Genomic DNA, 13,827 nt, shown 5'->3' with positions numbered 1-13,827 from the left:
CGCTATGCCGTTGCAGTAAAACGGAAGCTCAGCTCAGAACTATTTGATCGTCTTGCACGTGACCCGGACGAAACTGTTCGCGCCGCAATCGCGCATAACGCAAAGGTTCCAATTGAAGTGCTCAGATTACTCGCAAATGATGATTCCTCTTTAGTGTCGTCTGTTGCGTTAGCCCGAGTTGCCTCTTAACGGCCAGTTGCAGACGGTCCAAAAAAATCGTACGAGAATTTCTTGCTTCCAGAAATACGTAGTCAGTATGTCGAATACCTCAATGCCAATGGTGCCTTTGAGGGGTTTACGACCGACGAAGATCCACCAAGCTACGTTGCGCTTTGGACGATAGAAGAGATTCCTGGGCATAATCGGGACATCGATGTCGAGGCGCTCGCTCCGGGTTTTATTGCATTTGCGGGAAATGGTGGTGGGGAAGTGCTAGCATTCGATGCGTCTGGCATCGTGTATATGCTACGGATGATTGGCATGGCATCCGATCGCGCAATTCGTGTGGCCGATAATTTTCAATCATTGGCAGAACGATTCGTACGTTGACGGCCAGAAGCGGCCTCGTAAAGTGTTCGACCACGATTAGGAACCCAGTCCGACGTATGCCCGGATTATCGATACCATTAGATTTTCCACTCACCGAATTGGTGGGGCAGGAGTTAAGCAATCTATCAATTGGCCGTCATTATCTGATGCTCAGCTTCATTCAGCTCAAGATATTGGTGGCAAATAGCCCCAAGTACGGCAACGGAGCCCGCATCGAAATTGAGGCGGGATTTGAGTACCGCCCCACGAGTGGCGCAGTTGTGAAAGCTCACAACCAAGATTTGGCCGCACCGGCAGCTTATCTCTTGCCACTCTTAGGCCAATCAATCACGCGGGTCGAGCGTCTTCCAAATAATGAGTTATGGCTCCAGTTTGGAGATTTGGGAGCTTTGATTCTGACCGTTGATGAGCAGGGCTATGAGTCGTACCATCTCCACGTAGCAGGCGATTCAGTCGATGTGACAAAAGAATTCTGACAGTCCGCAATGGGGGGGGCGGTAACCGACGGTCATCGACAACGATGAAGTTGTCGACCGTGAGTTTCCCGCCTCGAACTTGGAATCATCACTTTGCCGGAGGCGAGGTTTTGCTTCCAGCGACGCGACGGCGCATCGCGAAAAGGCCAATGGTGCCTACGGCCAGCAGGGCCAACGTGCCAGGTTCGGCCACTGCGGCGCTTTGGGCGGGAGCGGCGGCGCTGGCAAATGCCAAGGGGGCGGTGAAGCTTGCGTTCTTCACTTGGCCCGCACCGTTTGAGCCCAGCACAGAGATGGTGAAATAGTGGGAGCCGGCATTCAGCAGGATGTCGTCGAAGAATTCATAGTGCGAGCCGGCGTTGGAGGGTGTTAGCGCGGTCGAGGCTCCGTCCAGGAAGAGATTGAACGTCACGCCGGGCTGGCCGGTGTCGTCGATGGAAAAATCGACCGTGGACTTTTGTGCGACGGTGACGGTGACGAGATTGCCGTTGCCCAGAAATTCCTGGACGGCGCCCCCGTTTTTCCACTTGATGACGCCGGTCGAGCCGGAAGCAAGGTCAATGACGCCGGCCTGCGCTGCAGTGGCCGAAATACCCAGCAGGGTGAGCGCAATGAGTTTTTTGAACATGATCTTTCTCCGATAGTTATGCGTTATTCAGCAAACGGCCTTGGCCCGGCTGCCGGCGCGACGCCAGGCGCGGACCAGGCTGTCTTCCAAAGCGCCTGCAGTGAACGGCTTGATGACGTAGCCCGTTGCTCCCTGCTGGAGCGCGGACTGAACGCTGTCGGCATCCCGACGGCTTGAAGCGACCACGATCACCAGATCCGGACAGAGTGCTTTCAGTCGCGGGATATCCTCCGCAATGACGCCGTTCCGCGAGTCGCCGTCGAGGATGAGCATGTCGGCCTCTTGCAAAGAAGCCTTTTGCATCGCCGCTTCCAACGAGCCTGCTTCGCCTGCAATGTGAAAAGCTGAGTCACGTAAAACCATGCGCATCAGTGCGCGCGTGGCTTCAGCGCCATCGATAATGAATACTTGGGTAGCCATCGTTGTTACCGTTTTTTTGCGCCAATCAGTCGAGATCGGCGATGTCAAAAGCCCGGATTTGAGGGGGGAAGAATCTGGAGTTCCCGCTGGAGGAGGCGGGACAGGCGTCAGCGGGCGGGATTAGGCCGGTTGAACGGTCGAGAAGACAATTCGGATTTTAGCAAATTACCTAAACGCATCAACAATTTATTGACTTCAAGTTGCATCGGCGCAACCGGCTTACATTTGCTTGAACAGGTGCAGGTACGCGCGGCTGACGAGCAATTCCTCGGAGCGTGCCTTCAACTTCAATAGCGTGCGGCCACGGAAATCGCGCTTTGTGCCTTCGATGTGTTTGATTGCCACCACGGTGCCGCGATGCACTTGCCAGAAGCGGCTGGCGTCCAGTCCATCGATCAACTCCTTGAGCGGTGTGCGGATCAGCGACTCGCCCGCGTCGGTGAACACGGACACGTATTTGTCGTTGGCTTCGAAGTAGATCACTTCGTCGATCGAGATCAGGCGGGTTTCGTTGCCGTGTGCCGCGTGAATCCAGTCGAGACGGGGCGTTGCTGGCGCCTGACCCAGCGCGGCGGCGAGGCGCGCGAACAGGTCTGGCGCGAGTGGCGCTTCGACCGATCCGGCCAGCTGGCGCTTGAGCTTTTCGACAGTGCGGCCCAGGCGCTCGCGGGTTGGCGGCTTGAGCAGATAGTCCGCCGCTTCGCGTTCGAAGGCATCCACTGCGTACTGATCGTAGGCCGTCACAAACACCACATGCGGCGCGGCCTTGGTGCCCTGTAGCTTGCTCGCGACTTCCAGCCCGGTCAGGCCCGGCATGCGGATATCGAGAAAGGCGATCGATGGCGACAGTTCATCGATCAGGCTTAGCGCTTCAATGCCATTGCCCGCGGTGGCGATGATCTTCAGCTCCGGCCACAGCTCGGCCAGTTCGGCTTTGAGAAAATCAACGAGCACCGGCTCGTCGTCTGCGATCAATGCGGTGTGCATGTCTCTCCTGTAGTCGATATCGGAATGCGCAAGGTTACGCTGACGCCGCCCGCGGAATTTTCGGTGATGCTCAAGTTACCATCGCGGCCGTACAGCGCCGCGATGCGCTCGCGCAGATTGGACAGGCCCACACCGCCGCCAGGCTTGCTGGATGCAGTGCTGCGGAAACCGACGCCGGTGTCGCTGATGACGATGCACAGATGGCGCGCTTCGATGCTTGCCTCCAGCACGATTTCGCCGCCGGCGATCTTTGGCTCCAGACCGTGGCTGATCGCGTTTTCCACCAGCGGCTGCAGTAGCATCGGCGGCAGCGGCAAGCGCGCCGCAGCGCCGGCGAGTTCGATACGGTAGCGCAGGCGATCGCCCATGCGCAGCTTCATCAACTCCAGATAGGCGGTGATCGTATCGATCTCGCGCTGCAATGGCGTGTCATTGCAGCGGCTTGCGGCCAGCGTGGCACGCAGGTAGTCGATCAGGCGTTCCAATAGCAGGCGGGCGCGATCGGGTGCAGGCTGAATCAGGCCGACTGCATTGGCCAGCGTGTTGTAGAGGAAGTGCGGCTCGATCTGAGCCTGCAGCATGCGCAGCTGCGCTTCCAGTGCGCGGCGTTCGGACTCCAGTGCGCGCTGCTGCTCGGCGGCCAGGCGCTCCTTGGCGGCCATTTCGCGTTCGCGCATCAGGTAAAGGAACATCAGCACGCAGGACACCAGGACCGCAACAACGGCGAAGCTTTGCACCACGCTGGGCGTAAAGATGTTATGGCGCGCTGCCGTGGGGTTGAGAAGAACGATGCCGATGAAGTAGCCGCCGAAGACACCTGCTGTCGGCAGGGCCGTGTAATAGGTAGCGCGGCGCCAGCCCCTGGCTTGCTTCAGCCATCGCCCGAGCAGCGCGTCACCCAGCACGAATAGTCCATGAATGGTATAGGAGATCGCCATCGCAATAAGGAAATCGCCCCACAGTTGCTCGACAAGCCGCTCCTTCGGCATGCTATACGCCTGCAGCACAAAAAAGAACAGGCAGAAGCCGACGCCGAGGATGAAGGTATAGACCAAATCGCGCACCAGGCCCGGCCGCCATGTGCGGAGCAAGGGCATTTGTCCAAGCGGATGTTCACTGACGGTGTCGGCGCGTGATTTGGTCATGGCGTGAGTCTAAACAGGCAATGCTGAAGCGGCAAGGAAATTGCCGTGGAAGCAGAGCGGCGCGGCATAAGGCAGACGCGCCCGCGCCACAGGACCCTGCGCCAGGTGCGCGCCATCGAAGACCGAAATCACGGTCTGCTGTTTGCGTACGTCGTAAGCTGTGCCAAGCAGCCATTGGCCTTTGCCCGATGCCTTGGCTACCGGGATGTGCTCCTCCGCGATCCAATCCAGGCCGTATTCAAAGCGATCCGTGCGGCCGCTCTCGACGTCAATGCGCGCGATGCCCGTCATGCCAAACTGGGTTGCCTTATCCTTGGTCGTGACGAAGAGCTGGCGATAACGGTTGCCGATATCGGCTGATGCTACGCGCGGGAATTCCGTCCGGCGCAGCAAGGTTTCGCTGCGCGCGGTGCCGCGCGTCAGATCGAGCGTGATGAGCACCGTGTCCGGCTCCGCCCGATGGATGGTTTCGCCATGCATGACGGCGCCCAGCCCGCGAATACCGCTGTCGTCTGCGGCCACGCAGGCATCCAGACGAATGGTATTGCCCTCATCCCAGCCATTGCCCAGGTGGATCGCCATCGCGGCCGGCATTTCAATGATGCGGCGAAGGGTGAAGTCGGCGCGGTCGACTACGACGGCGCGCATCGGACGGTAGCCGTTCCACACATGCGACCCGAGATAGGTCGTGTGCTCGCCGCGATGCAGGTCGATCGGAGGCACCAGGAAGACCATATAGCGTGCGGTCACGACGAAGTCATGCACCATTGCCAGCTGCGGCACATCGATCATGCCGAATTTTCCCAGAGCGCCATTGGCATCGACACGCCACAGCAGCAGCTTGTYGGCGCCCAGCACCAAGCCAAAATTCCACAGCACGCCGTCAGGTGTGATTTTGGGGTGCGCCGAGAAAGGCATGGCGGCGAGATCATCGCGCCAGGTCTTGATGCCGCGGGTGGACAGGCTGCCCGGATCGAGCTCCGTCGCCGAGCCGCCTTCCCACAGCGCATACAGCTTGCCGGCATGCGGCACCAGATTGGTGTTGGCGGCATTGGCCGTGTCGTTATTGGCCAGATGGCGGCGCTGCACATCGGTGTCGAAGGCCGAGTACAGGAACTGGCCCGCAGCCGATTCCTCGACATATTTCTGGGTACGGATGAAATGCCCTTCGTGTTGCACGCTGCCGCCGCTGATGTGCCATGCCTGTGCCATGCCGTCGCCATCGAACCAGTGGTGATAGCGTTCGCCGCCCAGCTCCAGCCGTGCCGGCCCGTTGCGATAGAAGGTGCCGCGCAGTTCGGCCGGCCAACGCCCTTCGATGGCCGCTGCCGTGCTGATATCGGCGGTGGCGCCCTTCAGCGCGGCCAGGCGCGGATTGCCGGCCAGGCTCGCGAGATAAGCATCCCTGGTTTCGTCTGCACGCGCCCACGCTGGAATCGCCAGCATCGTGCCGCCTGCCGCTAAGCCGCGCAGGAAGTTTCGCCTGTCCATGGTCTTCTCCTTAGTGCAGATTGATGGTGGCTACGCTGCCTTCTTCAGACAGGTGCACGCGGGCCTGGTCAAAGCTGGGAGGTCCGTAGTGGCCTACCGCGTCATTGCTGAAACCATAGGGTTCGACCGGCATGCCGACGGGGTTTTTATCCAGCGCGCCGTTGCCGTTCTGATCGTGGAAGGCGGTAAAAGCGTAGTCGCCGGCAGGCAGACCGAGGATGGCCACACTGACCTTACCTTCCTGCGCATCGGCGGCAGCAACGCGGGCTGGCTGCTTGAGGAAGCCCTCCGCGCGGTCATATACGGCGACCAGCACCTTGCCCTTGGCATTCTTCAGTCCCGTCACATCGATGGTCAGGTCGGCTGCATATGCCATGCCGTTGGCTAACAAGGCAGCGGCGATCAGGTATTGGGGAAACRGCTTCACGGCTTTTCTCCTTGGTGTTTGCGATAGCTGCATCTTGACCCGCCTACCGTAGCGCCGTGCGGGCTTGCGACGAATCGACCGCCAGGCGGCGCGAATTGCACACCGCGTTCGCGATTTGCTGCCGAGGTGCACCAAGCGGCTGGTTCTTGTATACAATTTGTGAAATGTTTAATCCTCAACCACTGATACAGCGAGTCCCGCTGGGTGACGACCGGTTCTGCCTGGTCGTGGATAACTTCTTTAGCGAGCCGCAGCACATGGTGCAGGCAGCGATTGCCCGGCGCGGGCAGTTTGCCGCAGCGCCCGTCAACTGCTATCCCGGCATTGAACAGCCGATGACGTCGGAGTTCGACCGTCATCTGCACCAGCATGTCGCCCAGCACCTGTTGCCGGCCTTTGGCGGCGGCGAGTTATTGGGCATGGCGACGCGCATGTCGCTGGTGACCCTGCCGCCGGATCAGCTTATGCCGCAGCAGCGCATCTRCCACCGCGACGCCCGTTCGTGCGCGCCGGGCGAGGGCGCCGTGGCATCGGTGATGTATTTGTTCGAGGATGCGCGCATGGGCGGCACCAGTTTTTACCGCGCGATGCGCCATCCCGACGAGATTGATTTTCTGCTGTACCAGGCGCGCATGATGGAAAACACGGCTTTCAGCAAAGTGATTGGCGCGGAACCCTGCTACTTCAACGGCGACGGGCGCTACTTCGAAAAGATCTGCACCGTCCCCGCAGCCTGGAACCGCGCCATCTTCTACGACGCGACCATCTTCCATTCCGGCCAGATTGACGCGCCCGATTTGCTGGATGTCGATCCAGCGCGCGGACGGCTGACCATCAATGCCTTCATGCGCTATCGCCTGGCGGGCATTTAAGCCAGCTTGATCGACAGCTCAACGTCTTCCGCGAACGGGATCGACAGGTAGCCGCCTGCTGGCGCGCGGACGCGGGCCATGTAGTCCGGCGCGTAATCGGCGTTGTCGGCGACGATCAGCGCGCCGGGCTTGAGGCGGCTTTCCACCAGGTCCAGGATTTCCGGATAGAGCGCTTTGGCGCCATCGAGCAGGAGCAGGTCGATTTGCTCCGGCAGATCGGACGCCAGCGTTTGCAATGCGTCGCCTTCGCGAATTTCGACCAGGTCGAGCAGGCCACCCGCTTTCAGGTTTTCACGTGCGCGCACGACTTTGGATGGTTCGAACTCGGTGGTGATCAGCTGCCCGCCGCCGTTGTCGCGCAGCGCCGCGGCGAGGTGCAGGGTCGAAAGGCCGAAGGACGTGCCGAATTCGACGACGGTTTGTGCCTTGCTGCTGCGGGCCAGCATGTACAGCAGCTTGCCGGTTTCGCGCGACACGGGCAGCGGCACGTCTTTCAGCTGTTCGTACAGGTCCAGATACTCGGTCTTGCTGCGCATCAGGCGCTCATGTTCGTCGCGGGACAGCGCTGCGAGGGCTGGAACGTTCAGCGGACTCATTGCGTCGGCCTCTTCGAACAGGTTGTGCAGCAGGGGCGCAACAGGTGAAGTGGTGAGGGTGGTCATGGGGTGATTCCTTTCTGAAGTAAGAGCGGTAATAATATGAATAATCCTTCACATTTCATATTCGCGTTACCGACACCGACCATGACCGACCGCCAGAAAGCCCCCATTTCCTCGCGCCGCAAGCCGAAACAGGTCCGCTCGACCGAACTCGTTTCAGCGATTCTTGAAGCAGCTATTCAGGTTTTGGCCAAAGAGGGTGCCCACCGGTTCACCACCACGCGGGTCGCGGAGCGGGCCGGAGTGAGTGTGGGCTCGATCTACCAATACTTCCCGAACAAGGCGTCGATTCTGTTCCGGCTGCAAAGCGACGAGTGGAAGCAGACCACGGACATGCTGTGCGCTATCCTGCAGGATGCGCAAAAGCCGCCGCTGGAAAGGCTGCGTGTGCTGGTCCACGCTTTCGTCAGGTCCGAGTGCGATGAAGCCGAGGTACGTACGGCGCTGGACGATGCTGCGCCGTTCTACCGTGATGCGCCTGAGGCGACGCAGGCCAGGGACGCCGGCCACCACGCCATCGAAGCGTTCATGAAGGAGGTCCTGCCGCATGTCGCGCCTGCCAAACGCGCCCTGGCTGGTGATCTGGTGACCACTACGCTCAGCGCAGTCGGCAAGGATTTCTCGGAGAAGCCGCGCACCGTGAAGGAAATCAGCACCTATTCGGATGCCATGGCCGATATGCTATGCGCTTATCTCACCAGTCTCGCGGCGGGCGCGTCGAGAACCAGATCGGAGTCCGCGTAAGCCACACAGGGCAGGATGTAGCCGTCGTTCTTTTCGTCGAAACTCAGGCCCGGCCACTCAATGCGATAGTGCACGCTGCCGCTGCGCAGCTTGCAGATGCAGGTGCGGCAGGTGCCATTGCGGCAGGAATGCGGCATCGTCAGGCCTGCACGCAGGGCCGATATCAAGAGAGTGGATTCCTCGTCCGTCTCGAACGATAATCCCCTTGGTTCAACTGCTACCTTAAACATTTACACCTCCAGCAAGGAATTTTACATGCCTCGTTACGTCGCGCTGCTTCGCGGTGTCAGTCCCATGAATGCCAAAATGCCGGAAGTGAAGGCCGCGTTTGAGCACGCGGGTTTTACCAACGTGAAGACGCTGCTCTCCAGCGGCAATGTGGCCTTTGATGCACGCTCCAGCACGGAGAGCGCGCTGGAACGCAAGGCCGAGAAGGCGATGCAGGAGGTGCTGGGCCGCAGCTTCTACACCATCGTGCGCTCATCGCAGCATTTGAATGCGATACTGGCGGGCGACCCTTACGCGGATCACGGCGTACCGCCGGAGGCCAAGCGGGTGGTGAGCTTCCTGCGCGATACGCCACAGCCAAAGACGGCGCTGCCGGTGAATATGAGCGGTGCCCAGATTGTGTGCGTGCAGGGCAAGGAGGTGTTCTCGGCCTACGTTCCCAGTGCCGATGGTCCGGTCTTCATGCGCCTGATTGAAAAAACTTTTGGCTCCGAGATCACAACCCGCACCTGGGATACGGTGCGCAAGTGTGCGGCGGCTTAAAGCAGTGCTATCCTTCAGCTCCCACTATCCAGCACCGCCGACGCCATGCAGAAGCTGCCCAATCTGACTTATCGCAAGCCCCAGCTGGGGCGCGACTACTGGGTCGAAGACAATTTCCTGCCGAATGCGGAGGAGATCTCCGAGCGTTGCTACACGCAGCAATACTGGGAACTGGGCGCGCCTTATGCCAACGAACCGTGGCCAGGCAAGCGCTCGCCAAAGGCGCTGCTGCCGTCCGAGCTGGATTACGTGGAAGCATGGGTGAAGAAGGTGACGGGCGCGAAGAAGCTGTGGCTGGAGTCCACGCCGGAAGGCACCTCGCTGAATCACAACTACGCGCAACTGGTGGGCATGGCCGATTCCGGTGCGCGTCCGCACACCGACTCGCGCAAATTGTGCCGCTATGCCTGCGTGATTTATCTGACGCCCGATCCCGACCCGGATTGCGGCACGTCCTTCTACCGCCAGCGCCATGCAAACGGCGCGCTGGGTGGCAATCTGTGCATGCCGCCACATACCAATCTGCGTGAAGCGCTTGGCGTGAAAGGCTTGCCGCTCGACGCCTGGCAGGAAGACGTACGCGTTGAAAACCGCTTCAACCGCATCCTGCTGTACCGCGCCAACCTGGTTCATTCCGCCAGCGGCTATTTCGGTTTCGACCACACAGACAAGCGCCTGACAGTCGTTTTCTTCTGGATGGCCTGATGGATGTCGATGCCGTCAAGGCGTATTGCCTGGGTTTGCAGGGCGCCACGGAATTGCTGCATGCGCCGCCCGTGAATGTGCTGAGCATGAAAGTCGGCGGCAAGACCTTCGCTTACTTCAAGACCAGCGAACCGGAACGCTGGCGCTTCAGCTTCCGCGTCACGCCGGACCGCTTCCTGGAATTGACCGGCATGCCGGGCGTGAAGCCCGCGCGCTACATGGCGCGCTATCACTGGGTCACTGTCGTTGAAGTACACCGCTTTCCGGCGGACTACCTCGCGGAGCTGGTGACCTGGTCCTACAACAAAGCGCTCTCCAGCCTAAGCAAGGCGCAGCAGCGCGCCATTAACGGCTGAAGAGAGCCGTCTTACACTGCGCGGCGGCGGCGTGCGGCGCCCAGGGCGGCAGCGCCCAGACCGAACAGGGCCAGCGAAATCGGCTCAGGTACGGCGTTCACGCCCAGGAAGCCATTCACGGAACCATTCAGGTCGTTGTTGCCGGCGTCGACTACGAAGCCCCAGGTTTGGCCGGCGGTGACGTTCAGCGAGGTGAAGATTTTGTCGTGGTTCGCCCAGTTGTTAGTGGACAGCAGTTTCAGGCCATCGTCGGTCTTCAGGTACAGGCTGGTGTACGAGTGGTACCAGGCAGCGAAAGAACTCCAGTCCAGTTCCAGGTTCAGCACGCCATCGTCAGCCGCAACAGTCGTGAACTCATAGTGCTGATTGAACACGCCGTGGCTGCCTGGCGAGGTGTAGCCGTACACCAGCAGGTCGCCGGAGGTGTCGGTCGTGCTGTTCGCAGCGCCGTTGTACATATCGCCGGTGTGCGTGACGGTCCAGTCCAGTCCCAGTGGGCTGGCGAAAGCCGCGAGTGGTGCAGCGGCAAGGCACAGGGCAGCAGCCAGGTTCTTCAATTGTTTCATTCTCGATCTCCTCGTTTGCAAAAATAATGCGACGAGGAAAAGCAAGTTACATGCCAATTAACATAAATGCTTGATTGGTAATAAAAAATTCTCGCAAGCATGAAACATTGCTGCAAAACTGTAAATATTTCCGACACTCGACCACGGCGTCATTTGTAGTCAAACTACTAAAGTGTTGCGTGCGCGCGATTGACTTCGCGCTAGTCCGGGCGCAGGATCGGCTGGCTACTCCGTAGCAAAAATACATAAATTAGGAGACAACGCATGCACTTCCGTCCTGCCCTGGGCGCGATGCTGCTCGGCTGTGCCTTGCTGGCCAGCCCCGCCGCTTATTCCGCCATCAATCCGAGTAGCCTCGGCGCCGCCTACGACGCCACCAAGTCCAGCATCAACTTCAAGATCTACTCCAGCCGCGCCACGCGCATCGAGCTTTACCTGTACAGCGCCGCCACCGGCCAGCAGGAAAAGGTGCACCTGCCGATGACRCTGGGCGCCGGCAATATCTGGAGCCTGAACGTGACCGCCAGCCAGCTTGCCGGCTACGGCATCACCGGCACCGTCTACTACGGCTATCGTGCCTGGGGACCGAACTGGCCCTACAACGCCGGCTGGACCAAGGGCACCGCCGTCGGCTTCATCAGCGACGTGGATGCCAGCGGCAACCGCTTCAATCCGAACAAGCTGCTGACCGATCCGTATGCGCTGGAAATCAGCCACGATCCGACCACGGCGACGATGAGCAACAGCACCATCTACGCCAGCGGTTCCCTGTATCGCAATATCGACAGCGGCAGCAGCGCACCAAAAGGCATCGTGCTGCAGGGCGATACGCAATCCATCGGCACCAAGCCCACGCGCGCCTTCAAGGACGACATCGTGTATGAAGCCCATGTGCGCGGCCTGACGAAGAATGACAGCAGCATCGCCGCTGCCTATCGCGGCACATACAAAGGCGCTGGACTGAAGGCGCCTTACCTCGCCAGCCTGGGCGTGACGGCGGTCGAATTCCTGCCGGTGCAGGAAACCCAGAACGACACCAACGATGCCGATCCGAATTCCGATACGGGCGATAACTACTGGGGCTATATGACCCTGGGCTACTTCGCGCCGGACCGCCGCTACAGCGCCGACCAGACAGCCGGCGGCCCGACCCGCGAGTTCAAGGAAATGGTGAAGACCTTCCACGACAACGGCATCAAGGTCTACATCGACGTGGTCTACAACCACACGGGCGAGGGCGGCCCCTGGAACAGCAGCGACAAGACCACCTACAACATCTGCGGCATGCGCGGCCTGGATAACCCGACTTATTACTCACTCACCAGCGACTTCCAGGGTCCGTGGGACAACACCGGCGTCGGCGGCAACTACAACACCCGCAACACCGTGGCGCAAAACCTGATCGTCGATTCTCTGGCCTACTGGCGCGATACGCTGGGCGTGGATGGCTACCGCTTCGACCTCGCTTCCGTGCTGGGCAACACCTGCCAGCATGGCTGCTACAACTTCGACAAGACCGACAGCGGCAATGCCCTGAACCGCATCGTGGCCGAACTGCCGCCGCGTCCTGCCGGCGGCGGCAGCGGTGTCGACCTGATTGCCGAGCCTTGGGCCATCGGCGGCAATTCCTATCAGGTGGGCGGCTTCCCGGTCGGCTGGGCCGAATGGAACGGCATGTACCGCGACATGGTGCGCCAGAGCCAGAACAAGCTGGGTGTGGCGGCTGTCACGACGGGCACCATGGCGACGCGCTTCTCCGGTTCTTCCGATCTGTATGGCGATGATGGCCGCAAGCCGTGGAACTCGGTGAACTTCCTTACTGCTCATGATGGCTTCACGCTCAAGGATCTCTACAGCTGTAATACCAAGAACAACAGCCAGGCCTGGCCGTACGGCCCGAGCGACGGCGGCGAGGACAATAACAATAGCTGGGACCAGGGCGGTATCGCGGCGGACCAGCGCAAGGCAGCGCGTAACGGCCTGGCGCTGATGCTGCTGTCCGGCGGTACGCCCATGATCGTTGGCGGCGACGAAGCACTGCGCTCCATCAACTGCAACAACAATCCCTACAACCTGGATTCCACCGCCACCTGGCAGAACTGGAGCTGGACCACGGACCAGAGCAATTTCCAGGCTTTCGCCAAAGGCCTGGTGGCCTTCCGCAAAGCCCATGCGGCGCTGCGGCCGGCGAACTTCTATTCCTCGGTCGATAACAACGGGAACGTGATGGAGCAGCTGCGCTGGTTCAAGCCGGATGGCAGCGTCGCCGACGCCACCTACTTCAACGACGCCAACAACCACGCCATCGCCTGGCGCATCGACGGCAGCGAATTGGGCGATACGGCTTCCGCCATCTATGTCGCCTACAACGCCTGGAGCGCCAGCGTGAACTTTACCTTGCCATGGCCGGGCAACGGCAAGAGCTGGTATCGCGTGACGGACAGCTGCGGCTGGGCGGAAGGCGCGGGCCAGGTGCGTACGCCGGGTGCCGAAGACTTCATCGGCGGTGAGAACTATGTGTACGGCATTTGCGGCCGCGGCGTCCTGCTGCTGATTGCAAAATAGTAGTGTTGCGCCGCGCGGGAAAATTTTTCCAGCAGGAAGTATTGGCGAGAATTTTCCGCGCGGCATGAAGTATACTCTGCCGTTCTGGCTGTATGGCCCCACACCCCGCGCCCCTTCAGCCCAACGAACCCCCGCTCCCCGGTTCGTACCGAAAAGGAGAAGGTTCTTGCGCCTGCTGACCCCCACTGAACATCGGCGACTCCGCCACCGGCCTTCGCGGTCGCGCCTGCGCGCGTCCTGCGCTGCCATGCGCGCCCGTCCTGAACCCAGCCTGGAGCTTGCCGTTGACGGCGTTCCCCTGGCTTGCGGCGGCAGCGCTTGCCCCGAGCGGGAGTACCCTCCTGCCAGCCGAGGTAGCAGACGCAAGTAACTCTTCCGTGACCTGTCAACCTGAGTTTTAAATGTGTTGCCATTCCGCCGGGATGCTTCCATAAAGCCTGTGACAGGCTGAGCCACAGGCTGAGCC

18 protein-coding genes are annotated in these 13,827 nt (G+C 60.4%); 9 read left to right on the top strand and 9 right to left on the bottom strand.

The features are described from left to right. The 3 genes from AB4Z11_RS07040 to AB4Z11_RS07030 form a co-directional block, all read left to right on the top strand. Positions 1 to 189: hypothetical protein (locus tag AB4Z11_RS07040; protein ID WP_442023809.1), on the top strand; the 189-nt coding region annotated here is incomplete at its 5' end. Positions 190 to 231: 42 nt separating this feature from the next. Next, on the top strand, positions 232 to 549 hold the full coding sequence (locus AB4Z11_RS07035; RefSeq protein WP_442023807.1) for an SMI1/KNR4 family protein: 318 nt from the start codon (positions 232 to 234) through the stop codon (positions 547 to 549). A 56-nt stretch (positions 550 to 605) separates the two neighbouring features. Next, complete coding sequence (locus tag AB4Z11_RS07030; RefSeq protein ID WP_442023805.1) at positions 606 to 1,025, top strand: hypothetical protein; 420 nt, start codon at positions 606 to 608, stop codon at positions 1,023 to 1,025. An 88-nt stretch (positions 1,026 to 1,113) separates the two neighbouring features. Here AB4Z11_RS07030 and AB4Z11_RS07025 read toward each other — a convergent pair whose 3' ends face one another. The 6 genes from AB4Z11_RS07025 to AB4Z11_RS07000 all read right to left on the bottom strand — a co-directional run bounded on the left by AB4Z11_RS07025 (position 1,114) and on the right by AB4Z11_RS07000 (position 6,123). Next, a complete protein-coding gene (locus AB4Z11_RS07025) occupies positions 1,114 to 1,653 on the bottom strand; it encodes a PEP-CTERM sorting domain-containing protein (protein WP_442023803.1) in 540 nt (179 codons plus the stop codon). 27 nt (positions 1,654 to 1,680) lie between these two features. Beyond that, entirely contained in the window at positions 1,681 to 2,073 is a 393-nt protein-coding gene (locus AB4Z11_RS07020) for a response regulator (protein ID WP_442023801.1), read from the bottom strand. 219 nt (positions 2,074 to 2,292) lie between these two features. Continuing rightward, positions 2,293 to 3,060 carry a LytR/AlgR family response regulator transcription factor gene (locus AB4Z11_RS07015; RefSeq protein ID WP_442023799.1) on the bottom strand — a complete coding sequence of 256 codons (768 nt, stop codon included), beginning with the start codon at positions 3,058 to 3,060 and terminating at the stop codon, positions 2,293 to 2,295. Further along, positions 3,045 to 4,205 (bottom strand): sensor histidine kinase, encoded by a 1,161-nt coding sequence (locus AB4Z11_RS07010; RefSeq protein ID WP_442023797.1) that lies wholly within the window; start codon positions 4,203 to 4,205, stop codon positions 3,045 to 3,047. The genes AB4Z11_RS07015 and AB4Z11_RS07010 overlap by 16 nt, the downstream gene beginning before the upstream one ends. Positions 4,206 to 4,214: 9 nt before the next feature. Beyond that, on the bottom strand, positions 4,215 to 5,696 hold the full coding sequence (locus AB4Z11_RS07005) for a carotenoid oxygenase family protein (RefSeq protein ID WP_442023795.1): 1,482 nt from the start codon (positions 5,694 to 5,696) through the stop codon (positions 4,215 to 4,217). 10 nt (positions 5,697 to 5,706) lie between these two features. Then, positions 5,707 to 6,123, bottom strand: coding sequence for a DUF2141 domain-containing protein (locus AB4Z11_RS07000; RefSeq protein ID WP_442023793.1), 417 nt, complete (start codon positions 6,121 to 6,123; stop codon positions 5,707 to 5,709). A gap of 164 nt (positions 6,124 to 6,287) precedes the next feature. Between AB4Z11_RS07000 and AB4Z11_RS06995 the strand changes: the two genes are divergently transcribed. Continuing rightward, entirely contained in the window at positions 6,288 to 6,995 is a 708-nt protein-coding gene (locus AB4Z11_RS06995; protein WP_442023791.1) for a DUF6445 family protein, read from the top strand. Here AB4Z11_RS06995 and AB4Z11_RS06990 read toward each other — a convergent pair. Continuing rightward, positions 6,992 to 7,657, bottom strand: coding sequence for an O-methyltransferase (locus AB4Z11_RS06990; RefSeq protein WP_442023789.1), 666 nt, complete (start codon positions 7,655 to 7,657; stop codon positions 6,992 to 6,994). The two genes, AB4Z11_RS06995 and AB4Z11_RS06990, sit on opposite strands and share 4 nt — an antisense overlap. An 81-nt stretch (positions 7,658 to 7,738) precedes the next feature. Between AB4Z11_RS06990 and AB4Z11_RS06985 the strand changes: the two genes are divergently transcribed. After that, positions 7,739 to 8,398 (top strand): TetR family transcriptional regulator, encoded by a 660-nt coding sequence (locus AB4Z11_RS06985; protein ID WP_442023787.1) that lies wholly within the window; start codon positions 7,739 to 7,741, stop codon positions 8,396 to 8,398. Here the strand turns inward: AB4Z11_RS06985 and AB4Z11_RS06980 are convergent. Then, positions 8,344 to 8,628, bottom strand: a complete 285-nt coding sequence (locus AB4Z11_RS06980) for a 2Fe-2S iron-sulfur cluster-binding protein (protein WP_442023785.1) — start codon at positions 8,626 to 8,628, stop codon at positions 8,344 to 8,346. The genes AB4Z11_RS06985 and AB4Z11_RS06980 overlap by 55 nt on opposite strands. Before the next feature lie 25 nt (positions 8,629 to 8,653). Between AB4Z11_RS06980 and AB4Z11_RS06975 the strand changes: the two genes are divergently transcribed. The 3 genes from AB4Z11_RS06975 to AB4Z11_RS06965 are packed head-to-tail and all read left to right on the top strand — an operon-like array spanning position 8,654 to position 10,230. Beyond that, positions 8,654 to 9,169, top strand: a complete 516-nt coding sequence (locus AB4Z11_RS06975; protein WP_442023783.1) for a DUF1697 domain-containing protein — start codon at positions 8,654 to 8,656, stop codon at positions 9,167 to 9,169. A 45-nt stretch (positions 9,170 to 9,214) separates the two neighbouring features. Continuing rightward, positions 9,215 to 9,874, top strand: coding sequence for a DUF6445 family protein (locus AB4Z11_RS06970; protein ID WP_442023781.1), 660 nt, complete (start codon positions 9,215 to 9,217; stop codon positions 9,872 to 9,874). Continuing rightward, positions 9,874 to 10,230, top strand: a complete 357-nt coding sequence (locus tag AB4Z11_RS06965; protein WP_442023779.1) for an MmcQ/YjbR family DNA-binding protein — start codon at positions 9,874 to 9,876, stop codon at positions 10,228 to 10,230. The genes AB4Z11_RS06970 and AB4Z11_RS06965 overlap by 1 nt, the downstream gene beginning before the upstream one ends. Positions 10,231 to 10,241: 11 nt before the next feature. On the opposite strand, the gene AB4Z11_RS06960 is transcribed toward AB4Z11_RS06965, so the two are convergent. Continuing rightward, positions 10,242 to 10,796: a PEP-CTERM sorting domain-containing protein gene (locus AB4Z11_RS06960; protein WP_442023777.1), complete on the bottom strand. Its 555-nt coding sequence runs from the start codon at positions 10,794 to 10,796 to the stop codon at positions 10,242 to 10,244. A 264-nt stretch (positions 10,797 to 11,060) separates the two neighbouring features. Here AB4Z11_RS06960 and AB4Z11_RS06955 point away from each other — a divergent pair, with 264 nt between their 5' ends. After that, positions 11,061 to 13,361 (top strand): alpha-amylase family glycosyl hydrolase, encoded by a 2,301-nt coding sequence (locus AB4Z11_RS06955; RefSeq protein ID WP_442023775.1) that lies wholly within the window; start codon positions 11,061 to 11,063, stop codon positions 13,359 to 13,361. The last annotated feature ends 466 nt before the right edge of the window (positions 13,362 to 13,827 follow it).

Source organism: Pseudoduganella sp. RAF53_2 (genome assembly GCF_052113985.1).
GTDB lineage: Bacteria > Pseudomonadota > Gammaproteobacteria > Burkholderiales > Burkholderiaceae_D > Rugamonas.
This window is presented reverse-complemented; position numbering and strand designations above follow the sequence as displayed.